At 70.9% G+C, this 21290-nt stretch carries 22 protein-coding genes; 5 read left to right on the forward strand and 17 right to left on the reverse strand.

Annotated features, from left to right (window positions below; genetic code table 11):
• Nucleotides 1-8: 8 nt before the first annotated feature.
• From ITJ68_RS08630 to ITJ68_RS08690, 13 genes are all read right to left on the reverse strand, one after another.
• Nucleotides 9-359 carry a rhodanese-like domain-containing protein gene (locus ITJ68_RS08630; RefSeq protein ID WP_323743259.1) on the reverse strand — a complete coding sequence of 117 codons (351 nt, stop codon included), beginning with the start codon at nucleotides 357-359 and terminating at the stop codon, nucleotides 9-11.
• Nucleotides 360-364: 5 nt separating this feature from the next.
• Nucleotides 365-1378, reverse strand: a complete 1014-nt coding sequence (gene secF / locus ITJ68_RS08635) for a protein translocase subunit SecF (protein WP_194660884.1) — start codon at nucleotides 1376-1378, stop codon at nucleotides 365-367.
• Nucleotides 1378-3114: a protein translocase subunit SecD gene (gene secD, locus ITJ68_RS08640; protein WP_194660885.1), complete on the reverse strand. Its 1737-nt coding sequence runs from the start codon at nucleotides 3112-3114 to the stop codon at nucleotides 1378-1380. The genes secF and secD overlap by 1 nt, the downstream gene beginning before the upstream one ends.
• Before the next feature lie 95 nt (nucleotides 3115-3209).
• The gene (locus ITJ68_RS08645) at nucleotides 3210-3599 is read right to left on the reverse strand and encodes a preprotein translocase subunit YajC (RefSeq protein ID WP_194660886.1); all 390 of its coding nucleotides are present in this window, start codon (nucleotides 3597-3599) and stop codon (nucleotides 3210-3212) included.
• A 94-nt stretch (nucleotides 3600-3693) separates the two neighbouring features.
• The gene (gene ruvB, locus ITJ68_RS08650) at nucleotides 3694-4731 is read right to left on the reverse strand and encodes a Holliday junction branch migration DNA helicase RuvB (RefSeq protein WP_194660887.1); all 1038 of its coding nucleotides are present in this window, start codon (nucleotides 4729-4731) and stop codon (nucleotides 3694-3696) included.
• Nucleotides 4728-5348, reverse strand: a complete 621-nt coding sequence (ruvA, locus tag ITJ68_RS08655) for a Holliday junction branch migration protein RuvA (protein ID WP_194660888.1) — start codon at nucleotides 5346-5348, stop codon at nucleotides 4728-4730. The genes ruvB and ruvA overlap by 4 nt, the downstream gene beginning before the upstream one ends.
• The gene (ruvC, locus tag ITJ68_RS08660) at nucleotides 5345-6010 is read right to left on the reverse strand and encodes a crossover junction endodeoxyribonuclease RuvC (protein WP_194660889.1); all 666 of its coding nucleotides are present in this window, start codon (nucleotides 6008-6010) and stop codon (nucleotides 5345-5347) included. Before ruvC ends, ruvA begins: the two co-directional genes overlap by 4 nt.
• Before the next feature lie 4 nt (nucleotides 6011-6014).
• Nucleotides 6015-6779 carry a YebC/PmpR family DNA-binding transcriptional regulator gene (locus ITJ68_RS08665; RefSeq protein ID WP_194660890.1) on the reverse strand — a complete coding sequence of 255 codons (765 nt, stop codon included), beginning with the start codon at nucleotides 6777-6779 and terminating at the stop codon, nucleotides 6015-6017.
• A 311-nt stretch (nucleotides 6780-7090) separates the two neighbouring features.
• Complete coding sequence (pdxT, locus tag ITJ68_RS08670; protein WP_194660891.1) at nucleotides 7091-7702, reverse strand: pyridoxal 5'-phosphate synthase glutaminase subunit PdxT; 612 nt, start codon at nucleotides 7700-7702, stop codon at nucleotides 7091-7093.
• The gene (gene pdxS, locus ITJ68_RS08675) at nucleotides 7692-8618 is read right to left on the reverse strand and encodes a pyridoxal 5'-phosphate synthase lyase subunit PdxS (RefSeq protein WP_194660892.1); all 927 of its coding nucleotides are present in this window, start codon (nucleotides 8616-8618) and stop codon (nucleotides 7692-7694) included. Before pdxS ends, pdxT begins: the two co-directional genes overlap by 11 nt.
• A 26-nt stretch (nucleotides 8619-8644) precedes the next feature.
• Nucleotides 8645-9220 (reverse strand): HIT family protein, encoded by a 576-nt coding sequence (locus ITJ68_RS08680; RefSeq protein ID WP_194660893.1) that lies wholly within the window; start codon nucleotides 9218-9220, stop codon nucleotides 8645-8647.
• Nucleotides 9220-11253 (reverse strand): threonine--tRNA ligase, encoded by a 2034-nt coding sequence (thrS, locus tag ITJ68_RS08685; RefSeq protein ID WP_416354644.1) that lies wholly within the window; start codon nucleotides 11251-11253, stop codon nucleotides 9220-9222. The genes ITJ68_RS08680 and thrS overlap by 1 nt, the downstream gene beginning before the upstream one ends.
• An 88-nt stretch (nucleotides 11254-11341) precedes the next feature.
• Entirely contained in the window at nucleotides 11342-11884 is a 543-nt protein-coding gene (locus ITJ68_RS08690; protein ID WP_194660894.1) for an adenine phosphoribosyltransferase, read from the reverse strand.
• Between the two features lie 161 nt (nucleotides 11885-12045).
• Here ITJ68_RS08690 and ITJ68_RS08695 point away from each other — a divergent pair, with 161 nt between their 5' ends.
• Nucleotides 12046-13098: a glycoside hydrolase family 6 protein gene (locus ITJ68_RS08695; protein WP_194660895.1), complete on the forward strand. Its 1053-nt coding sequence runs from the start codon at nucleotides 12046-12048 to the stop codon at nucleotides 13096-13098.
• Between the two features lie 64 nt (nucleotides 13099-13162).
• Here the strand turns inward: ITJ68_RS08695 and ITJ68_RS08700 are convergent, their stop codons facing one another.
• From ITJ68_RS08700 to ybaK, 3 genes are all read right to left on the reverse strand, one after another.
• Nucleotides 13163-13405: a hypothetical protein gene (locus ITJ68_RS08700; RefSeq protein WP_194660896.1), complete on the reverse strand. Its 243-nt coding sequence runs from the start codon at nucleotides 13403-13405 to the stop codon at nucleotides 13163-13165.
• Between the two features lie 691 nt (nucleotides 13406-14096).
• Nucleotides 14097-16685: an ATP-dependent Clp protease ATP-binding subunit gene (locus tag ITJ68_RS08705; RefSeq protein WP_194660897.1), complete on the reverse strand. Its 2589-nt coding sequence runs from the start codon at nucleotides 16683-16685 to the stop codon at nucleotides 14097-14099.
• 97 nt (nucleotides 16686-16782) lie between these two features.
• The gene (gene ybaK / locus ITJ68_RS08710) at nucleotides 16783-17262 is read right to left on the reverse strand and encodes a Cys-tRNA(Pro) deacylase (RefSeq protein ID WP_194660898.1); all 480 of its coding nucleotides are present in this window, start codon (nucleotides 17260-17262) and stop codon (nucleotides 16783-16785) included.
• 66 nt (nucleotides 17263-17328) lie between these two features.
• Between ybaK and ITJ68_RS08715 the strand changes: the two genes are divergently transcribed.
• Complete coding sequence (locus ITJ68_RS08715; RefSeq protein ID WP_194660899.1) at nucleotides 17329-17613, forward strand: DUF6412 domain-containing protein; 285 nt, start codon at nucleotides 17329-17331, stop codon at nucleotides 17611-17613.
• A 63-nt stretch (nucleotides 17614-17676) separates the two neighbouring features.
• Nucleotides 17677-18414, forward strand: a complete 738-nt coding sequence (yidC, locus tag ITJ68_RS08720) for a membrane protein insertase YidC (protein ID WP_194660900.1) — start codon at nucleotides 17677-17679, stop codon at nucleotides 18412-18414.
• Nucleotides 18415-18420: 6 nt separating this feature from the next.
• Here yidC and ITJ68_RS08725 read toward each other — a convergent pair whose 3' ends face one another.
• Nucleotides 18421-18615 (reverse strand): hypothetical protein, encoded by a 195-nt coding sequence (locus ITJ68_RS08725; protein WP_194660901.1) that lies wholly within the window; start codon nucleotides 18613-18615, stop codon nucleotides 18421-18423.
• 98 nt (nucleotides 18616-18713) lie between these two features.
• On the opposite strand from ITJ68_RS08725, the gene ITJ68_RS08730 reads away from it, so the two are divergent.
• Together ITJ68_RS08730 and ITJ68_RS08735 are read left to right on the forward strand one after the other, a co-directional pair.
• On the forward strand, nucleotides 18714-19604 hold the full coding sequence (locus ITJ68_RS08730) for a hypothetical protein (protein ID WP_194660902.1): 891 nt from the start codon (nucleotides 18714-18716) through the stop codon (nucleotides 19602-19604).
• A gap of 211 nt (nucleotides 19605-19815) precedes the next feature.
• Complete coding sequence (locus ITJ68_RS08735; RefSeq protein ID WP_194660903.1) at nucleotides 19816-21198, forward strand: MFS transporter; 1383 nt, start codon at nucleotides 19816-19818, stop codon at nucleotides 21196-21198.
• Nucleotides 21199-21290 lie beyond the last annotated feature (92 nt).

Raw genomic sequence — 21290 nt, forward strand, 5'->3', positions numbered from 1 at the left:
GCGTCGGGTCAGTGCCCGTGACCGTGTTCGCCGGAGGCTGCGGGGTCGGTGTCGTCGCGGACGACCGGGGCACCCGCCGACTCCCAGGCGACCATGCCGCCGGCGAGGTTGACCGCCGGCACGCCCGCCTGTTCGAGCGCGGCGACCACACGGGCGGAACGCATCCCCGAGTGACAGACGATGATCGCGGGCTCGTCGGTCGGTTGGATCTCGCTCCACCGTTCCGTGAACTCGGACATCGGCACGAGGGTCGCCTGCGGGGCGTGGACCTCGGCCCACTCCCCCGGTTCGCGGACGTCGTACAGGCGGGAACCGGACTCGATGCGGGCGAGGGCGTCCTCGACGGTGATCTCCTGCACGGCGATCAGGCCTCGGCCGCTGCGTCTGCCGGCACGCCGACCTCGGCCCGCCGCTTGGCGTTCGCGGCTTCCTTCTTGGCGTCCGCCTGCTTGATCTTCGGCTCGTTCTCGCGCAGGTGCGCGTACATCGGCGAGGCGATGAAGATCGTCGAGTACGTGCCGACGATGATGCCGATGAACAGGGCGAGGGAGATGTCGCGCAGCGTTCCGGCGCCGAGGATGTACGACCCGATGAACAGGATCGCCGCGACCGGGAGGAGCGCCACGATCGAGGTGTTGATCGAGCGGACGAGCGTCTGGTTGACCGCGAGGTTGACCGACTGCACGAAGGTGCGGTGCGACTCCATCGCGGTGTTCTCGCGGACCTTGTCGAACACCACCACGGTGTCGTACAGGGAGTAGCCGAGGATCGTCAGGAAGCCGATCACCGCCGCGGGCGTGACCTCGAGCCCCACGATGCCGTACACACCGGCCGTGATGAGCAGGTCGTGGAGCAGCGCCACCATGGCGGACAGCGACATCTTCCAGGTGCGGAAGTAGAGCGCCATGAACACGGCCGCCAGGGCGAGGAAGATCACCAGGCCGCGGATGGCCTGCGCGAGGACGTCGGCACCCCACGTCGCACCGATGAAGGTCGAGGCGACCTCGGACTCGTCGACGTCGTACGCCTTCGCCAGTGCCGACTGGACCTCGGTGGTCTCCCGGTCGGTCAGCTGGCCGGTCTGCACGCGGATGCCGTGCGTCCCGAGCTGCGAGACGCGCGGGATCTCGTCGGACACGATGTCCTCGACGGCGTTCGTCGCGAGGTTCTGGTCGACCGACTTGACGTCGGAGATCGTGAACTCGGACCCGCCGGTGAACTCGATGCCGAGCTGGTAGCCGCCGCGGAGCCACGGCACCGCCAGGGAGACCACGATCGCCACGACGGCGATGAGGTACCAGGTGCGGCGGCGGCCGACGATGTCGTACGACCGCTTGCCGGTGTAGAGGTCGTTGCCGAACTTGCTGAAGCTCGCCATCAGCTGTCCTTCCCGTTCGACGCGCCGCCGTTGCCGGCCTTGCGCTCCGCGATGGTCTGTCGTCGCTGTGCCTCACCGGCACTGCGCTGCCGCTTGCCGTCCACGACCGGCGCGCGGAACTGTGCGCGACCGCGGTAGACCGCGCCGAGGGCCGCCGGGTCGAGCCCGGAGAACCGGTGCCCCTCGTTGAAGAAGCGACGGCGGGAGATGAGCTGGAGCATCGGGTGGGTGAAGAGGATCACGACCACGATGTCGATGAGCGTCGTGAGGAGCAGCGTGAACGCGAAGCCCTTCACGTCGCTGACCGCGAGGACGTAGAGCACGATCGCGGCGAGGAAGTTGATCGAGTCGGACGCGATGATCGTGCGGAAGGCTCGCTTCCACCCCGACTCGACGGCACCCTCGAGGGCCCGTCCGTCGCGGAGTTCGTCGCGGATGCGCTCGAAGTACACGATGAAGGAGTCCGCCGTGATGCCGATCGCGACGATCAGACCGGCGACACCTGCCAGCGACAGGCGGTAGTCGACGCGCCAGGACATGATCGCGATGACCAGGTACGTCAGGGCGGCGGCCACACCGAGGGACAGGACCGTCACGAATGCGAGGGCTCGGTACTGGATCACCGAGTAGATGATCACCAGGATCAGACCGATCAGCCCGGCGACGAGGCCGCCGATGAGCTGTGCGGTGCCGAGCGTCGCCGAGATGTTCTCGTTCGACTGCACCTGGAAGTTGATCGGCAGCGCACCGTACTTGAGCTGGTCAGCCAGGGTCTTGGCGGACTCCGACGTGAAGTTGCCGCTGATCTGCGCCTTGCCGTTCGTGATCGCGACGTTCGTCGTCGGCGCGGTGATCACGTTGCCGTCGAGGACGATCGCGAACTGGTTCTGCGGCTGCTGGAGCGACACGAGACGGTTGGTGACCGTGCGGAAGTCCTTGGTGCCGGCGCCGTTGAACGTCAGGTTGACGGCCCACTCGCCCGTGGTGGTGCCCTGTGAGCTCGTGGCGAGGCCCGAGGTGGCGTTCGAGATGTCCGCACCGGAGACCTCGACCGGGCCGAGGATGTACTTGCCGGCACCGTCTGCGTCGCAGGTGACGAGCGGCTCGTCGTCCGGCGCCGTCGTGACGTCGTCCGGGGCCTTGCAGTTGTAGTTCGTGAAGAGGTCCTGCAGCTTCGGCGTCACCCACGCGAGGTCGCTCGCGTTCGACGGCTTCGTGCTCGGGGTGGCCTCGAGGGACGCGGGCGGCGAGTACGGCGTCGGCGACGCGCTCGACCCGGAGTCCCCGCCGACCGAGGTGTTCGCTGCGGCCTCGGTGTAGAGCACCGGACGGAAGGTCAGCTTGGCTGCCGCTTCGATGCGCTGGATCGTCTGCTGGTCCGGCTTGCCCGGGATCGAGACGACGATGTTGTTGGCGCCCTGGGTGTTGATCTCGGACTCCGAGACACCGGTGGCGTCGATGCGCTGGCGGATGATGTTCACCGCCTGCTGCAGCTGCTGCGAGGTGACGGATCCACCCTCGGTGTTCTGCGCCGCCAGGGTCAGCTGAGTGCCGCCCTGCAGGTCGAGGGCGAGCTCGGGGACCCAGCTCGCGCCCTCGTACCACTTGCCCGTGTCGTCCTTGCTGGTGGCCGCGAGGATCGACGCGGCCGTGTTCAGGCCGGCGAGGATCGCGATCAGGATCACCAACCAGGTGAGCGAGCGCAGCGCCTTCTTGACGGGTGTCGATCGTGCCACCGGTCGTCTCGTCTTTCTGTCAGGACCGTCGGCGGTGTGCGCCGACGGAAGAGTGTCGCCACCGGGTCACGGTCGTGTCCCGGTGCCCGAGGGGTTCAGTCCTCGGTCTTGCGCTTCGCCTGCTCGGCGTCGTCCGCACGCTCGCCGTAGATCGGCTCACCGTTGAGTTCGGTGACGTGCTTCGGCTCGTCGTCGGTGGTGGTCGTCGTCGTCTCGATGTCCGAGGCGGCGTCGTCGACGACGCGGGAGAGCGTCTGACGGTGCACGGTGACGACGGTCCCGGGGGCGATCTCGACGTCGGCGGTGACCTTCTCGTCGTCGACGGAGAGCAGCGTGCCGTACAGGCCGAAGGACAGCATCACGCGAGCACCCGGCACCATCTTGGTGGCGAGCTCGCCCTGCTGCTTCTTGCGCTTGCGGCTGTTGTAGAACATGAAGGCCGCGAACGCCACGACGATGACGATGAGGATGACTTCTTGACCCATGGTTGCATTGCCTTCTCTGGTATTTCGGTTTCGGGCCGTAGCAGTCTAGGGCACCGGGCTGTGGCTGGCGTCGCGGCCGGTTGACGGGCCGGGACTACTCGTCGTCGAACAGCCCCGGGAGGGCCGAGGCGCCCGGTTGTCCGGGCGTGAGACCGAGGTGACGCCAGGCCGACGGGGTCGCGATGCGCCCGCGTGGCGTCCTGGTGACGAGCCCGATCCGGACGAGGAAGGGCTCCACGACGGACTCGATGGTCTCGGACTCCTCGCCCACGGAGACGGCGAGGGTGTTCAACCCGACCGGTCCCCCGTCGAAGCGGGTCAGCATGGTCTCGAGCACGGCACGGTCGAGCCGGTCGAGCCCGAACTCGTCCACGTCGTACAGCTCGAGCGCGCCCTGGACCGCGGCCATGCCGTCCCCGGTGGCGTGCACGAGCTCGTAGTCGCGGACACGGCGCAGCAGACGGTTCGCGATGCGCGGTGTCCCACGCGACCGACCGGCGATCTCGCGCAGGGCGAAGCGGTCGAAGTCCAGGCCGAGCAGGTGTGCCGCACGGATGAGGACCTGCTCGAGCTCGTCACGCTCGTAGAACTCGAGGTGCGCGGTGAAGCCGAAGCGGTCCCGCAGCGGGTTCGGCAGCAGCCCGGCACGGGTGGTGGCACCGACGAGGGTGAACGGCGCGAGGTCGAGCGGGATGCTCGTCGCCCCGGCGCCCTTGCCCACCATGACGTCGATGCGGAAGTCCTCCATCGCCAGGTAGAGCATCTCCTCCGCCGAACGCGCCATGCGGTGGATCTCGTCGATGAACAGGACCTCGCCCGGCATCAGGGACGAGAGCACCGCGGCGAGGTCGCCGGCGTGCTGGATCGCGGGGCCGCTCGACATCCGGAGCGGTCGTCCGGACTCGTGGGCGACGATCATCGCGAGGGTGGTCTTGCCGAGGCCGGGAGGACCCGCCATCAGGATGTGGTCCGGCGTGCGGTCCTGCATCGCTGCGGCCTTGAGCAGCAGGTCGAGCTGCCCGCGGACCTTGCGCTGCCCGACGAACTCGGCCAGGGACTTGGGTCGGAGGGCGCCCTCGAAGGCGAGTTCCTCGGGTGACTGGGCGTCGGCCGCGGTGATGCCGCCGCTCATCGAGCGGCCCCGGTGGGCCGGAGGGCACCCAGCGCTGCACGGAGGAGCGCCTGGGTGCCCATCGCCGCCACGCCGGGCTCGGTGGCGATCGTGTCGTCGACGGCCGTGCGAGCGGTGTCCTCACGCCAGCCGAGCCCGACGAGCGCGGTGACGACGTCCTCCGATGCCGGGTGCGCGACCCCGCCACGGGCGCCGGTGGGGGCGGTGGACGTCTCGAAGGGGACGAGCTTGCCCGAGAGCGCGACGATGATGAGCTTGGCGGTCTTGGGCCCGATGCCGGACACCTTGCGGAACGCGCCGTCGTCGTCCTTCGCCACGGCGTTCGCGATCTGCGCCGGGTCCATCTGCCCGAGGACGCCGAGCGCCGACTTCGGTCCGACGCCGGACACGCTGCGCAGCAGGTCGAACACGCGGAGGGCGTCCGTGGACTCGAAGCCGAAGAGCAGGTGCTCGTCCTCCCTGACGATCATCGCGGTGCGCAGGAAGACCTCTGCCCCGTGGCGGAGCGTCAGCGCGTGCGCCGGCGTGACGGTGACGAGGTAGCCGACCCCCGCGCACTCGACCACGACGCTCGAACCGGCGATGTCGATGCAGGTTCCCCGGAGACTCGCGATCATGCCCCGAGCCTAGGGGCAGCGGCCGACGACGACGCGCGCCGCGCTGCGGCCTCGGCACGCTGGAGCGGTGAGGTGGCGCGGCTGATCGGCGACGCCGCACTGCGGCCGGTGGTGCCGGCCTGTGCGTCCCTCCACGCACGCTGCGCCGGGGTGAGGGTCCCGGTGCCGGTGCTCACCGCGTCGGGCGCGCCGAGCCTCCAGGCATGGCACACGGCCAGCGCGAGCGCGTCGGCCGCGTCGGCCGGCTTCGGGGCCTCTGCGAGTCCGAGCACGCGCGCGATCATCGCCTGCACCTGCCGCTTGTCGGCGTTGCCGTAGCCCGTGACGGCCGCCTTGACCTCGGACGGGGTGTGCAGGCCGACCGGGATGCCGCGGACGGCCGCTGCGTGCAGGGCGAGTCCGGCTGCCTGGGCGGTCCCCATCACCGTGCGGACGTTCGCCTGCGCGAAGACGCGCTCGACGGCGACGGCGTCCGGGTGGTGGGCCTCGATCTGCTCCGCGATGCCCGAGGCGATCAGCACCAGGCGCTGTTCGAGCGCCATGTCCGCCGGGGTGCGCACGACCGTGACGTGCACCAGGCGGGCGCGCCGGTCCGGGGTGACCTCGACCACCCCGACACCGCAGCGGGTGAGCCCGGGGTCCACCCCGAGCACGCGGAGCACCGGCTCAGTCCTCGTCCTCGTCGAGCTCGGCCTGGACGTCGGCGGGGACGTCGAAGTTCGCGTAGACGTTCTGCACGTCGTCGCTGTCCTCGAGCGCGTCGATCAACCGGAACACCTTGCGGGCGGTCTCGGCGTCGACGGGGACCTTGAGGCCGGGGACGAACTCGGCGTCGGCGGAGTCGTAGTCGATGCCGGCGTCCTGCAGCGCGGTGCGTGCTGCGACGAGGTCGCTGGCTTCGGTGATGACCTCGAAGCCACCGCCCTGGTCGATGACGTCCTCGACACCGGCGTCGAGCACGGCCGTCATGACGTCGTCCTCGGTCAGGCCGTCGGTCTTGGTGACGGAGATGACGCCCTTGCGCGCGAAGTTGTAGGCGACGCTGCCCGGGTCGGCCATGGTGCCGCCGTTCCGCGACATCGCGGTGCGGACCTCGGCAGCAGCACGGTTCTTGTTGTCCGTCAGGCACTCGATCAGCATCGCGACGCCGTTCGGGGCGTAGCCCTCGTACATGATGGTCGTGTACTCGATCGACTCACCGGTCAGGCCGGCACCACGCTTGACGGCGCGGTCGATGTTGTCGTTCGGCACCGAGGTCTTCTTGGCCTTCTGGATGGCGTCGACCAGGGTCGGGTTGCCCGACAGGTCGGCACCGCCCATCTTCGCGGCGACCTCGATGTTCTTGATGAGCTTGGCGAACGACTTCGCACGGCGGCCGTCGATGACGGCCTTCTTGTGCTTGGTGGTCGCCCACTTGGAATGCCCGGACACGGTTCTCCTTGCGTCGTGCGGAAAGTCCCGATCAGTTTACCGGCCGGGAGGCTCGGCGTGCGCCCGGCACGCAGGCCCTGTGGACAGGGGCTCACCCTGGGCGGCCTGTGGGGAACCGCCCGGGACGGCGGGACACCGGTGTCGTGTCAGGGAGGCGCGGCACGACACCGGTGTTCGGGTGTGACGCCGCGGAATTCGGCGGTGTCCCGCCGGATCGCCGGTGTCCCGCCGGAACGCCGGTGTTCAGCTCAGCAGGCACGGCGACACGCATGGCGAGACGCCGGTGTCGTGCGGACGGGCGGACGCGCCGGTCAGGCGTGCCGGACGAGGTCGAGGAAGCGCCTGTGGAAGCGGTCCTCCCCTGCGACCTCCGGGTGGAAGGCGCTGGCGATGACGTTGCCCTGCTGCACCGCGACGACCTGGCCGTCGGACAGCGCCCCGAGGACGTGGACGTCGTCGCCGTGCTGCTCCACCACGGGTGCGCGGATGAACACCGCGTGCACCGGGGCCTCGCCAAGGTCGGGCATCGGGATGTCCGTCTCGAAGGAGTCGTTCTGACTGCCGAACGCGTTGCGCCGCACCGTGGTGTCGAGGACCCCGAGGGTCTGCTGCCCGCCGATCGCGTTGGTGATGCGCTCGCTCAGCATGATCATGCCGGCGCAGGTGCCGTAGGTGGGCAGCCCACCCTGGATCGCCTCGGCGAGGGGCTCCGCGACACCGAACGCCCGGGACAGCTTGTCCATGACGCTGGACTCGCCGCCGGGGATCACGACACCGTGCAGGCCCGCGATCTCCTCGGGACGGCGGAGCGGCACCACCTCGGCGCCGAGCTCCGTCAGCGAGGCGATGTGCTCGCGGAAGTCGCCCTGCAGCGCGAGCACCCCGATGCGGGGTGCCGCGCCCGTGGTCGGACTACCAGCCACGCTCGGCGAGGCGGTGCGGTGCGGGGACGTCGGCGACGTTGATGCCGACCATCGCCTCTCCCAGACCACGCGAGACCTCGGCGATGACCTTGGGGTCGTCGTGGAAGGTCACGGCCTTGACGATGGCGGCGGCACGCTTGGCGGGGTCGCCGGACTTGAAGATGCCGGAGCCGACGAAGACGCCGTCCGCGCCGAGCTGCATCATCATCGCCGCGTCGGCCGGGGTGGCGACACCACCGGCGGTGAACAGGACGACGGGGAGGGTGCCGGTGCTGGCGACCTCCTTGACCACGTCGTACGGCGCCTGGAGCTCCTTGGCGGCGACGTAGAGCTCGTCGTCCTTCAGGTGGCGGAGCGCTGCGATCTCCTTGGCGATGGTGCGGATGTGGCGGGTGGCCTCGGACACGTCCCCGGTGCCGGCCTCGCCCTTGGAACGGATCATGGCCGCGCCCTCGGTGATGCGACGGAGTGCTTCGCCGAGGTTCGTGGCGCCACAGACGAAGGGCGTCGTGAAGTTCCACTTGTCGATGTGGTTGACGTAGTCGGCCGGCGACAGGACCTCGGACTCGTCGATGTAGTCGACGCCGAGTTCCTGCAGGACCTGGGCCTCGACGAAGTGACCGATGCGGGCCTTCGCCATGACGGGGATGGACACCGCGGCGATGATCTCCTCGATCATCGAGGGGTCCGACATGCGGGCCACGCCGCCCTGCGCACGGATGTCGGCGGGCACGCGCTCGAGTGCCATGACGGCGGTGGCGCCGGCTTCCTCGGCGATGCGGGCCTGATCGGCGTCGATGACGTCCATGATGACGCCGCCCTTGAGCATCTCCGCCAGACCGCGCTTCACGCGGGACGATCCGGTGATGGAGGTGCCGGGAGTGCTGGTGTCGGTGGTGCTGGTGCTGTCGCTCATGATGCCCCCATCCTAGTGCTGAGCGCTCAGGACTGCTGTGCGGACCAGCCGTCCGCGACCAGTCGTCGGGTGTCCCCGAGCATCTGCGACATCGACTTCGTCCTGGCGATGACGGGGAAGAAGTTCGAGTCCGACTCCCACCGCGGCACGACGTGCTGGTGCAGGTGCGCAGCGACACCGGCGCCCGCGACCTCGCCCTGGTTCATGCCGATGTTGAAGCCGTCGCAGTGTGACACCTCCCGCAGGACGCGCATCGCGGTCTGGGTGAGCTCGCCGATCTCGCGGAGCTCCTCGGGGGTGGCTTCGTCGTAGAGCGGCACGTGCCGGTACGGGCAGACCAGCAGGTGGCCGTTGTTGTACGGGTACAGGTTGAGCAGCACGTAGGCGTGCTCGCCCCTGGCCACGATGAGGGCGTCCTCGTCGGACTTCCGCGGGGCCTCGCAGAACGGGCAGTCGTCCTTGTGCCCGCGGCCTTCGCCGGCCCGCCCGGAGTCGATGTACGCCATCCGGTGCGGGTTCCACAGGCGCTGGAAGGCATCCGGGACCGCGGCCTGCGTGGCCGCGTCCCGGATGACCAGCCGGTCGTCCTCGGTGTCGGACATCAGACCTGCGCGCGCTCGCGGATCGCGGTGAGGATGCGCTCGACCGCCTCGTCAACGGGCACGGCGTTGTCCTGGCGCCCGTCACGGAAGCGGAAGCTCACGGCGCCGGCGTCGCGGTCCTCGCCACCGGCGATCAGCTGGAACGGCACCTTCTGCTTGGTGTGCGTACGGATCTTCTTCTGCATCCGGTCGTCGGAGTGGTCGACCTCGGCGCGGACGCCCTCGGCACGGAGCTTGGCGACGACCTCGTCGAGGTAGTCGCCGTACTCCTCAGCGACGGGGATCCCGACGACCTGGACCGGGGCGAGCCAGGCCGGGAAGGCACCGGCGTAGTGCTCGGTGAGGACGCCGAAGAAGCGCTCGATCGACCCGAACAGCGCACGGTGGATCATCACGGGGCGCTGGCGGGTGCCGTCGGCGGCGGCGTACTCGATGCCGAAGCGCTCCGGCAGGTTGAAGTCGAGCTGGACGGTGGACATCTGCCAGGTGCGGCCGATGGCGTCACGGGCCTGCACGGAGATCTTCGGGCCGTAGAACGCCGCACCCGCGGGGTCCGGCACGAGCTCGAGCCCGGACTCCTCCGCGACCTCGCGCAGGGTGTTGGTGGCTTCCTCCCAGACGTCGTCGTCGCCGACGTACTTCTCCGGGTCCTTCGTCGACAGCTCGAGGTAGAAGTCGTCGAGGCCGTAGTCACGGAGCAGCGACAGCACGAACTCGAGGGTCGTGGTGAGCTCCTCCTTCATCTTCTCCTTGGTGGTGAAGATGTGGGCGTCGTCCTGGGTCATGCCACGGACGCGGGTGAGGCCGTGGATGACGCCGGACTTCTCGTTGCGGTAGACCGTGCCGAACTCGAACATGCGGAGCGGCAGGTCGCGGTAGGACCGGGGCTGCGAGCGGTACGCCAGGATGTGCATCGGGCAGTTCATCGGCTTGAGGTAGTAGTCGGCACCCTGGCGGGTGACGTTGCCGTCCTCGTCCGTGGCCTGGTCCATGTGCATGGCCGGGAACATGCCGTCCTTGTACCAGCCGAGGTGCCCGGACTGCTCGAACAGGTCGCCCTTGGTGATGTGCGGCGTGTAGACGAACGAGTAGCCGTTCTGCTCGTGCCGACGGCGCGAGTAGTCCTCCATCTCACGACGGATGATGCCGCCCTTGGGGTGGAAGATCGCCAGTCCCGAGCCGATCTCGTCCGGGAACGAGAACAGGTCGAGCTCGGCGCCGAGCTTGCGGTGGTCGCGCTTGGCGGCTTCCTCGAGTCGCACCAGGTACGCCTTGAGCTGGTCCTTGTCGGGCCACGCGGTGCCGTAGATCCGCTGCAGCTGCGGGTTCTTCTCGGAGCCGCGCCAGTAGGCGGCCGCGACGCGCATCAGCTTGGCGGCGTTGCCGATCCACCGGGTGTGCGGCACGTGCGGGCCACGGCAGAGGTCCTGCCAGACGACGTCGCCGGACTTCGGGTCGACGTTCTCGTAGACCGTGAGTTCGCCGGCACCGACCTCGACGCTCTCGCCGGAGTCGCCGTCGGCTGCGGCACCCTTGAGCCCGATGAGCTCCTGCTTGTAGGGCTCCCCCGCCATCAGCTCGCGGGCTTCGTCGTCCGTCACGACCCGGCGACGGAAGCGCTGGGCCTGCTTGACGATGCGGTCCATGCCCTTCTCGATGGCCTTGAGGTCCTCGGGCGTGAAGGGCTCGGCGACGTCGAAGTCGTAGTAGAAGCCGTCGGTGACGGGCGGGCCGATCCCGAGCTTGGCGTCCGGGTTGATCTGCTGGACGGCCTGCGCGAGCACGTGCGCGGCCGAGTGGCGGAGGATGTCGAGCCCGTCCTGCTCGTCGAGGGTGACGGGCTCGGCGGTCTGGCCGTCCTGCACCTCGGCGGCGAGGTCCTTGAGAACGCCGTCGACACGGATCGCGACGACACCGCGGACACCGTCGAAGAGCTCGGTGCCCGTCGTGGTCGTCGTCGCGGTGCGGGGCTCGGGTGCCTGGGGCACGTCTGCGGGCTGGCCGGCTTCCGGCGATGCGACTGACTCGGTCACGATGGTGGGACTCCTCGGTAGGAACGGTTCGTCAAGACTAGTGCGCGAGCGGGCGCCACCAGGTCTGGCCCGGAGGCGTCGGCGCGACTCAGGCGGGGACGGCGCCGAGCGTGGTGACGGGCAGGCGCGTCTCGAGCCGTTCGCGGCCGGCGAGCCCGTCGAGCTCGAGCAGGGCGGCGAACCCGATCGCCTCGTACCCGGCACGCTCGAGCAGCGTGATGGTGGCAGCACCGGTGCCACCGGTCGCGAGCACGTCGTCGACGACCAGCACGCGGGTGCCCGCCGGGAGCTGCGCGGGACGGAGCTCGAGTTCGGCCTCGCCGTACTCGAGCGCGTACTGCTCGCTGAGCACCTCGCCGGGGAGCTTGCCGGCCTTGCGGACCGTCAGGACGCCGACCTGGTGCTGCGCCGCGATGCCGCCGGCGAGCGCGAACCCGCGGGCCTCGATCCCGGCGACGACGGCGAACCCGCCGCCGACCGCGAAGGGCGCCGCGAGCGCTTCGCACACCCGGCCGAACGCGACGGCGTCGGCGAACACCGGGGTGACGTCGCGGAACAGGATGCCGGGCTTCGGGAAGTCCGGCACGATCGCCGTGAGTCGCTGGACGAGGTCGGACGCGGTTTCGGTCATGCACCAACCGTACGGTCCGCACGGCCCTTGTCCGGACACTGCCCGCACGGTCAACCCCCGCGTTCTGGTCCTGGCCGACGACCCGTTGCTCGGGGTCCCCTGGACCGGTCGGGACACGGGCGCACCGGGCGCCCGCCGACAGGGACAGGGGATGCGACACCGTGGACGAACGCACCAGGACCAGGAACCGTACGAGCAGCACGACCAGCAGGAGGACCAGGACCAGGACCGCGGTCTCCGCCGTCGCAGCGCTCACCGTGACCGCGGTGGTCGCCGGGCTCGTCGCGGCGAGCCCGGCCCAGGCAGCGCCGACCGTGACGACCGCGACCATCCGAACCGCGACCACCGGCCAGGTCTTCGCCGGTGGCCTCTTCGTCCAGCCGGACGGCCAGGCGGCCCAGGCGGCGACCGCGCTGACCGTGTCCGGCGACACCGCGGGCGTCGCTGCGGCACGGACCATCGCTGCGCAGCCCGTCGCGATCTGGCTCGGCGAGTGGTTCCGGGGCGACATGCTCGACCGGTACCTGGCCCGTGCCCTCGCGGCGGCCGAGGCAGCCGGCCGGACCCCGGTGTTCGTCACCTACGCGATCCCGAACCGGGACTGCGGCGGGTACTCGGCCGGCGGCCTGTCCGCCGCGGACTACCTGGCGTGGAACCAGCGGATCGCGGACGACCTCCGCGGTCACCGGGCGGTGGTCCTCGTCGAACCGGACTCGCTGTCGGCGCTCCCCCGGTGCACGAGCGAGGCCGCGACGCGTCCGCCGCTGCTGGCGGAGGCCGTGGCCGCGCTGTCCGCGGCCGGCGTCCCCACGTACCTCGACGGCGGCAACAGCACGTGGAACACGGCCGAGGCGCAGGCGGCCCTGCTGCGGTCGGCCGGCGTCGCCCAGGCGCGCGGGTTCTTCACGAACGTCGCGAACTTCCAGCTCGTCGACCAGGAGCGTGCGTACGCCGACCGGGTGAGCGCGCTGACCAGTGGCTCCCACTACGTCGTCGACGTCTCCCGGAACGGCCGTGGGTGGAAGGGCACGTGGTGCAACCCGACCGGAGCGGGGCTCGGGCAGACACCACGGGTCAGTGCCGGCACGACAGCGATGGACGCACTCCTCTGGGTGAAGACACCGGGGTCGAGCGACGGCACGTGCAACGGCGGTCCGGCTGCGGGCACGTGGTGGTCCGCGCAGGCGCAGGCGCTGGTGGCGAACCGGCGGTAGCACCAGGAACGGGTGGCCCGGCCGTCGAGACGGTCGGGCCACCCGTCGGTGGTGCGCGGTGCGCTCATCGCCACATGTGCATCGTGGCGCCGAGCATCACCCACTCGGCCTCGCGAGCGGCGCGCTCCCGGCGGAGCTGCTCGGCGAGGAAGAGGTCGACGGGCAGCCGCTGCGGGCGGGTGCGTCGACTCCAGACGATGAGTGCCATCCCGAGGCGCATCGCGAGCCGATCGGTCAGGGAGACCGAGCGGGCTGCGGTGGTCGCGCCGGGCTGGCGGAGGACGGACTTCGTGGACATGGTGGTCACCGGTTCTGGTTCGGAGTGGTTCCGGGGCCCTGAGGGCGCGACGGATTCGCCGGCGCTCGGGCAGGGAGGATCGACCGACAGGCGCACAGGAATGCACGCCGATCGGTCACGAGAATGCAGTTCGACATTCCGCGACGACGTACGTCCGCATGCTCGGACGGCATTCCGGGCACATTTTTCCCGACCCCGCACGACCGCGTCGTGGAGAGCGCAGGACGTGTCCGGCGCCATGATCGACCCGACGGGACGACCGACCGGTCACCGCGCTGATCGAGGACGATCAGCGGGAGACGACCACGGCACGAGCAGTGCTCGGCATCACCCGGATGGGACGTGGTGGTCAGGACCGGCGGGCCGTCGTGGCGACGGACCAGTGCGTGGTGACGAGCCTGAGCGTGGCGGACGCGGTCGCGTCAGCAGGACCCGGCGGAGGAGCCGGTGGTCCCACGGACTGCACGGAACGGCGTCTGCGTGGTGATGGTGATGATCGAGATCATGGTCGGCCCCCTTTCGGCGCGGGTCAGGAACAGCAACTGGCGGTGTCGGGAACCGTGGTTCGCGACGTGTGAACAGTAGCGACATTCTCCCCGACCGCGCAACCCATTCCCCGAAATGCGTCGGAATTGCAGAACTGAACACACGAGAACGCCCCGGGACCGATCGGTCCCGGGGCGTTCAGTGGGTCGTCTGCCTAGACGGCAGCCGGTGTGGCGACCCGTGCGACGAGCGACCCGCCCGACACCGCGATGCGGACGGTGTCCCCGGCCTGCACGGCACCCTCGACGACGAGCGTCGCGACGCGGTCGTCGACCTCGCGCTGGATCAGGCGACGGAGCGGACGGGCGCCGTACTCGGGCTCGTACCCGTGCTCGGCGAGCCAGTCGACCGCGGCCTCGTCGACCGAGAGCACCATGTCCTGCGCGATGAGGCGCAGCGAGGTCTCGGCCAGCAGCAGCGACACGATCGAGCGCAGCTGCGTCCGGTCGAGCTTGCGGAAGAGCACGATCTCGTCGATCCGGTTGATGAACTCGGGGCGCATCGACTCGCGCAGCTTGCCCATCACGCGGTTCCGGAGGTCGTCCTCGCCGTAGCCCCCGTCGGCCGACGCGGAGAACCCGAGTGCGCCGGAGCGTGACGCGAGGAACTCCGACCCGATGTTCGACGTCATGATGACCACGGTGTTGCGGAAGTCGACGGTGCGGCCCTGTCCGTCCGTGAGTCGACCGTCGTCGAGCACCTGCAGCAGCAGGTTGAACACGTCGGGGTGTGCCTTCTCGACCTCGTCGAGCAGGATCACCGAGTACGGGTTCCGGCGGACGCGCTCGGTCAGCTGGCCGGCCTCGTCGTAGCCGACGTACCCGGGAGGGGCACCGACCAGCCGGGACACGGTGTGCCGCTCGCCGAACTCGCTCATGTCGAAGCGGAGCATGGCCGACTCGTCACCGAACAGCGACGACGCGAGGGCCTTCGCGAGCTCGGTCTTGCCGACACCGGTCGGTCCGAGGAACAGGAAGCTCCCGACCGGGCGATCCGGGTCACCCATCCCGGTCCGGCTGCGTCGGACAGCGGTCGCGATGGCGCGCACCGCATCCTCCTGTCCGACGACCCGCTGGTGCAGCTCGTCCTCCAGTCGGGCGAGACGGGTCCGGTCACCCTGGGTGAGCCGGGCCGCGGGGATGCCGGTGGCACGGGACACGACGGCTGCGACGTCCGCTTCCGTGATCACGGAGTCGGTCTGGTCCGGACGGGAGGCCCGCCCAGCGTCCGCCGATCCAGCAGCGGCGATCCGGGCCTCCAGGTCGGCGGTCTGGTCGCGGAGGCGGGACGCTTCCTCGTAGCGCTCATCGGTGACCGCGCGGTCCTTCTCCGCCATCAGCTCAGCGAGCTGGTCGCGGAGCGCCTCGACGTCGACGTCCCCCGATCGGAGGAGGCGGCTGCGTGCGCCGGCCTGGTCGATGAGGTCGATCGCCTTGTCGGGCAGGTGCCGGTCGGTGACGTAGCGGTGCGAGAGCTCGACCGCGGCGCGCAGGGCACCTTCGGTGTAGGTGACGCCGTGGTGCTCGGCGTACCGCGGGCTGAGCCCGGTGAGGATCGCGACCGCGTCCTCGACGCTCGGCTCCCCCACCGTGACGGGCTGGAAGCGACGCTCGAGGGCGGCGTCCTTCTCGATCCGGCGGTACTCCGAGAGCGTGGTGGCGCCGACCATGTGCAGGTCGCCCCGGGCCAGGCGCGGCTTGAGGATGTTGCCCGCGTTCATCGAGCCGCCCTCACCGCCGCCACCCGCACCGACGACGGTGTGCAGCTCGTCGACGAACACGATGAGCTCGTCGGCGTGCGCGCTGATCTCGTCGAGGGCCTTCGTCAGGCGTTCCTCGAAGTCACCGCGGTAGCGGGTGCCGGCGAGCATGGCGGGCAGGTCGAGGGCGACGACGCGCTTGCCCTGCAGCAGGGCGGGGACGTCGCCGTCGACGATGCGCTGGGCGAGGCCCTCGACGATCGCGGTCTTGCCGACGCCGGGCTCACCGATCAGGACGGGGTTGTTCTTGGACCGACGGAGCAGGATCTCGACGGCCTGCTCGATCTCGTCCGCACGGCCGATCACCGGGTCGATGTGCCCGTCGCGGGCGCGCTGGGTGAGGTCGGTGCCGAACTGGTCGAGCGTCGGCGTCTCGCTGTCCGTGCGGGTGTCAGCCGCTTCGCTGGTGCCTGGCATGGGGCGCCCCTCTCGTGCCGCGTCGGCGGCCTGCTGTGCGTAGGACTGCATGACGGCCGGGGTGATCCCGGCGTTCGCGAGGAGCTGGCCGGTGACCGTCTCCTGGTCCATGACGAGCGCGAAGAAGACGTGCTCGGGGTCGGTGTAGGTGCTGCCGAAGCCGCGTGCGGCCTGGGTGGCCTCGACGAGGATCCGCTGGGCGGAGGGCGTCAGCGCGGGACGACCCTCGACGGGCTCGGACGACGGGGCGGGGAGGCGCTCTTCGACCTCGGCCGCGAGGCGCTCGGGGTCGACGCCTGCGGACCGGACGACGGCGTCGAACGGCTGCGTGCGGACGAGCACGTGCAGGACGTGCAGGGCGTCGATCTCCCGCTGCCCCTGCTCGACCGCGTACTCGGCGGTGCGCTGGAGCATCTCGTGGGTCCGACGGCTGAGCAGTCGGGTGATGTCGACGGGGCGGCCGAACGGCATGGAGCGCTGCTGGCCGGTGTTCTGGGCGGCGAGGAGGCGTGCGAGGAACTCGTCGAACGAGTCACGCCCGCCGATGGGGCCGGATTGTTCTGGCAACGGGACCTCCTGGGGGTACTTGAGTGCCTTCGACTCAATGCAACGCAGGAGGTACCGGGGCATTCCCGGTCAAGGAAGAAAGTTGCGCCGACTCGACTCAGGTCCGCGCGATGGCCGCCGTGGTCGCTTCCGTGACGCGGAGCAGGTCCCCCGGGGCGATCTCGATGTCGAACCCGCGACGACCGCCCGAGACGAAGATCGTGGCGTACTCGGACGCCGACGCGTCGAGCACCGTGGGGATCTTCGAGCGCTGCCCGACGGGGCTGATGCCGCCCACGACGTACCCGGTGCGCTTCTCCGCCAGGGCGGGGTCGGCCAGGGTCGCCTTCTTGCCACCGACCGCGGCGGCGATGGCCTTGAGGTCGAGCCGGTTCGCCACGGGGACGATCGCCACCGCCAGGGCGCCGTCGACCGACACGACGAGCGTCTTGAACACCTGCTCCTCACGGAGCCCGAGCGCGGCGGCGGCCTCTTCACCGAAGTTCGTCGCCGTCTCGTGGTGCTCGTAGACGTGTGGGACGAACGGCACGCCCGCACGCTCCAGCGCCAGCGTCGCGGGGGTGCTCGGGGAGGTCATGCGGCGATCCTCCCGTGCCCGACGCACCTGGGGACCGCGGCACGCGGGGGTTACGCTGAACGGACCATGACCGTCATCGAGGTGATCCTGCGCGCCGTCGCCGCGCTGCTCGCCGTCGACCCCTCCACCGGCGTCCTGCCGCTGCTCGCCGTGGCCGCACTCGGTGTCGCGGCTGTCGGCACCGCCGTGGTCGTCGCGCAGCTGGTCGTCCTGGTGCTCGGGATCCGGGTCGGTCCGGCAGCGTCCGAGGCAGACCGGCCGGTGGACGCCGGCACGCGCATCGCGTGGAGCCACCCCGACGCCGCGGGGCACGCGCGCCCGAGGGCTCCTGGGGTGGTCCTCGCGACCTGACGCCGATCGATCGGTGGCGGGTCGCACACGTGACCTCGACCACACCTCTCGAACGGAACCGTCATGGACCTCTCCACCCTGCCCTTCGTCGGCGCACTGCTGCAGCTCGGCGCCGACCTGCTCGCCTCGCTCTCCGGGGCGCTCTCCCCCGTCGCCGGACCGCTGGCCGCGGCGCTGGCCGTCGTGCTCGTCACCCTCGTGGTGCGCGCCGTGCTCGTGCCCCTGTCCGTCCTGCAGGTGCGGGCGGAGCGGGACCGCCGCCGACTCGCGCCGCAGCTGGCTGCGCTGCGGAAGCGCCACGGGGCTGACCGGGAGCGACTGCAGCGCGCTGTCCAGGAGCTGTACACCGCCGAGCAGGTCTCACCCCTCGCCGGATGCCTGCCGGTGCTCGCGCAGGCCCCGGTCGTGTCGCTGCTGTACGCCCTCTTCACGCACACGACGATCGCGGGGACGTCGAACGTGCTGCTCCAGGCCACGCTCGCCGGGGTGCCGCTCGGACAGTCCCTGGTGGCGGTGGTCAGTTCCCCGCTGTGGGTGCACGCCTGGGTGGTGGTCGTACTGCTCGTCGTCCTCGCCGTCGTGGTCGAGGCCACCCGTCGGTCGGCCCTGCACTGGAACCCGGTCGCCGCACCAGACGCCGACGTCCCCGGCGCTGCCGCCGCGACCGCGATCGGGCGGTGGGCACCGTTCCTCACGGTGGTCTTCGCCGCGATCGCACCGCTCGCCGCCGCGGTCTACGTCGTGACGAGTGCCACGTGGACGTACGGCGAGCGGGCGGTGCTGCGGCGGCTGGTGCGCTGAGGCGGCTCAGCCCTCGTGCTTCGGCCCCTCGTCGACCGGGTCGTACTCGGTGTCGCGTCCCTGCTCCTCGGACGGGAGCGGGACGTGGCGCTCGGTGCCGCTGCCGCCGGGGCTCGTCGCGACGTAGTCGGCCTCACCGGACTGGGTGTCGTGGCTGAGTGGCTCGAGGGTCTCGGCGTCGGGCTCGCGTGCGTCTGTCATGTCCCCGGCGTACTCCCCCCGATCTGGGTGCGCGCCGGAGCGGTCCGAGTGCCAGCATGAGAACCGACGAGAGCAACGACCGGAGCCCGGGAGTGCGCATGGCCGACGACGACCGCGACACCGCTGGCGAACGCGCGCGCCTCGAGGGCATCGCCTGGGGCGCCGGGTCGAGCGAGGCCGAGGCCGCCCGGGCGCGGATCGCCCTCGGGGACCTGCAGCGCGGACGTGGGCGGGTGCGCGCAGCGGTGCCTGGCGACGCGACCGACGTCGAGGAGGCGCAGCCGCGTGGCCAGGCCGTGCCGAGCCTCCAGGCCGACCGTGACCACCTGCCGGACCGGGTGCCGGGCGACGGTGCCGGCCTGCCGGACTGGGTGCCGGGCGACGACGCCGGCCTGCGGGACCGGGCGCCGGGCGACGGTCCTGCCCAGGACGACGTCGGCGACCAGGACGCCGCGCCGACCCCGGCACCAGGCCGTCCGTGGGCCAGACCGCTCCGACTGGCTCGGTGGGCGCTGGCACGGCCGTGGGTGGCCGGCGGGGTCGCGGCCGTCGTGGTCGTGGCGTTCGGGACGGGGCTCGCCGTCGGGAACGCCCACCCGGTCACGCCCTCGTCGCCCTCGGTGACGCCGACGGCGGGATCGGTGACGCTCGAGCAGCTGCTCGACGCACCGCAGACGTACGCCGACCAGCTGCCGGGGGCCTTCGAGGCGCCGGTCAGCCTGCACACCACGCGGCTCGTGTTCACGAACCGGTCGCTCAGCGGGGACGACGCAGCCACGCCGTGGGCGGTGTGGGCCGGGGTCGGCACGGACCGGGCGACCATCTGCCTGGTCGCGACCGCCGACCGCCGGCACGCGACGAGTGCCTGCTACCCGCGCCAGGACGCCCTGCACGGGTCGGTGTCGCTGTCCGCGTCGTCGCTGAGCGGCACGATGACGGTCGACCTGGTCGGCGGCGGGGTGCGCGGCACGGTGACGAACGAGTTCTGACGACGGGGCCGTTGGAGCGCTCCTTCGAAGTTCCTCCGCACACTCGCGCTCCTGCGTGGTGGCGTGCAACACTGGATGGATCGCACTCGCCGTGGAGTGACCAACCACACATCCCACCCGCGAGCGCGCACTGCCCGACCGACAAGGTCGTGGTGTCGTCGACGTGACGAACCCGTCGCGCGCTCCACCACGTCCCGAGGAGGTCAGCCCCGTGTCCACGAGCACCGCGTCCGTCACCACCACGTCGACCGCGTCGACCACGTCGTCCGTCACGACGTCCGTCCTGACCTCGAAGGCCGTCGTCGGCATCGCCGTCCTCGGCCTCGCCACCTTCTTCGCCATCACCACCGAGCTGATGCCCGTCGGGCTGCTCGGCACCATGAGCACCGACCTCGGCGTCACCGAGTCGCAGATGGGGATCGTCATCACCGTGTACGCCGCGGCCGTGGCGGTCCTGGCGCTGCCGCTGACGTCCTTCACCGCGCGGCTGCCCCGGAAGGCCGTGCTCGTCGCGACGCTGATCGGGTACGCCGTGTCGAACCTCATGGTCGCGCTCGCGCCGTCGTTCGCCGTGGTCTGTGCCGGGCGCGTGGTCGGGGGCGTCGCGCACGCGCTCTTCTTCTCCGTCGCGTCGGCGTACGCCACCCGGATCGTCCCCCCGCGTCTCGCCGGCCGGGCGATCGCGTTCGTGTACTCGGGCAGCTCGCTCGGCTTCGTGATCGGCGTGCCGCTCGCCACCGGGGTCGGACAGTCGATCGGGTGGCGCCCCGCCGTCGGGTCCGTGGCCGTGTGCGCCGCGGCACTCGCCGTCGTCGCGGCCCTGTTCCTGCCGGCCGTCCGCGGCACGTCGTCGCCGCACATCGGGTCGCCGCGGGCCTGGGCGCGCACCGGGCTGCTCGCCGTCGTCGTCGCCGACCTGCTGCTCTTCGCCGGGCACTACATCGTCTACACGTACGTCGGTCCCTACGCGATCGACGCCGGGCTCGACACGGGCCTGGTCAGCGGGGCACTGCTGGTCCTCGGCGGGACCGGGGTCATCGGGCTGTGGCTCGCCGGCGTGTTCGTCGACACCGCCCCCCGGCAGACGCTCATCGTGTCGGTCGCGGTGATGGCGGCCGCGTTCGTCGCGCTGCCGTTCGTGCACGGCTCGATCATCGGGACGATGGTCGTCGCCGGCGTGTGGATGGCCGCGAACGGCACGACGGGCACGCTCTTCATGGCGGCGGCGATCCGTGCCGGGGGCGTCTCCCCCGACATCGCCGGCGCACTGGTCAACGGGGCGTCGAACATCGGCATCGCGGGCGGTGCGGCCATCGGCGGGCAGGTGCTCGGGATGACGGGCATGCAGACCCTGCCGATCGCCGGGGCAGTCGTGTTGCTCGGGTCCCTCGGCGTGGTCGTGGCCGCGCGGCGGGGCTTCCCGCTGCACTCGTCGCACCAGGAGCACCTGTCGACGTCCTCGATCGAGGCGATCACGTCCTCGCTCGCCGTCGTCACCACGTCGATCCCGACGATCAGCCGGGCGATCCAGACGATGACGGGCTCGGTCGCCACGGTGACCGGGTCGACGCGGACGCGGCACGTGGCGGAGTAGCGCGGCGGGTGGTCGGGTGGCCGGGCAGCGGGGCGGCGGGCGGCCGATTGGCGGGCGGCCGAGTGGTCGCAACACCCCGACTGCAGCCCGCC

The sequence above is a fragment of the Curtobacterium sp. VKM Ac-1395 genome (assembly GCF_015350975.1).
Lineage (GTDB): Bacteria > Actinomycetota > Actinomycetes > Actinomycetales > Microbacteriaceae > Curtobacterium.

Coding starts and splice junctions, on each gene's coding strand:
- secF (WP_194660884.1), bottom strand. CDS start 1,378: ATGGCGAGCTTCAGCAAGTTCGGCAACGACCTCTACACCGGCAAGCGG.
- ITJ68_RS08645 (WP_194660886.1), bottom strand. CDS start 3,599: ATGGGTCAAGAAGTCATCCTCATCGTCATCGTCGTGGCGTTCGCGGCC.
- ruvB (WP_194660887.1), bottom strand. CDS start 4,731: ATGAGCGGCGGCATCACCGCGGCCGACGCCCAGTCACCCGAGGAACTC.
- ruvA (WP_194660888.1), bottom strand. CDS start 5,348: ATGATCGCGAGTCTCCGGGGAACCTGCATCGACATCGCCGGTTCGAGC.
- pdxS (WP_194660892.1), bottom strand. CDS start 8,618: ATGAGCGACAGCACCAGCACCACCGACACCAGCACTCCCGGCACCTCC.
- ITJ68_RS08680 (WP_194660893.1), bottom strand. CDS start 9,220: ATGTCCGACACCGAGGACGACCGGCTGGTCATCCGGGACGCGGCCACG.
- ITJ68_RS08690 (WP_194660894.1), bottom strand. CDS start 11,884: ATGACCGAAACCGCGTCCGACCTCGTCCAGCGACTCACGGCGATCGTG.
- ybaK (WP_194660898.1), bottom strand. CDS start 17,262: ATGACCTCCCCGAGCACCCCCGCGACGCTGGCGCTGGAGCGTGCGGGC.
- ITJ68_RS08715 (WP_194660899.1), top strand. CDS start 17,329: ATGACCGTCATCGAGGTGATCCTGCGCGCCGTCGCCGCGCTGCTCGCC.
- yidC (WP_194660900.1), top strand. CDS start 17,677: ATGGACCTCTCCACCCTGCCCTTCGTCGGCGCACTGCTGCAGCTCGGC.
- ITJ68_RS08725 (WP_194660901.1), bottom strand. CDS start 18,615: ATGACAGACGCACGCGAGCCCGACGCCGAGACCCTCGAGCCACTCAGC.
- ITJ68_RS08730 (WP_194660902.1), top strand. CDS start 18,714: ATGGCCGACGACGACCGCGACACCGCTGGCGAACGCGCGCGCCTCGAG.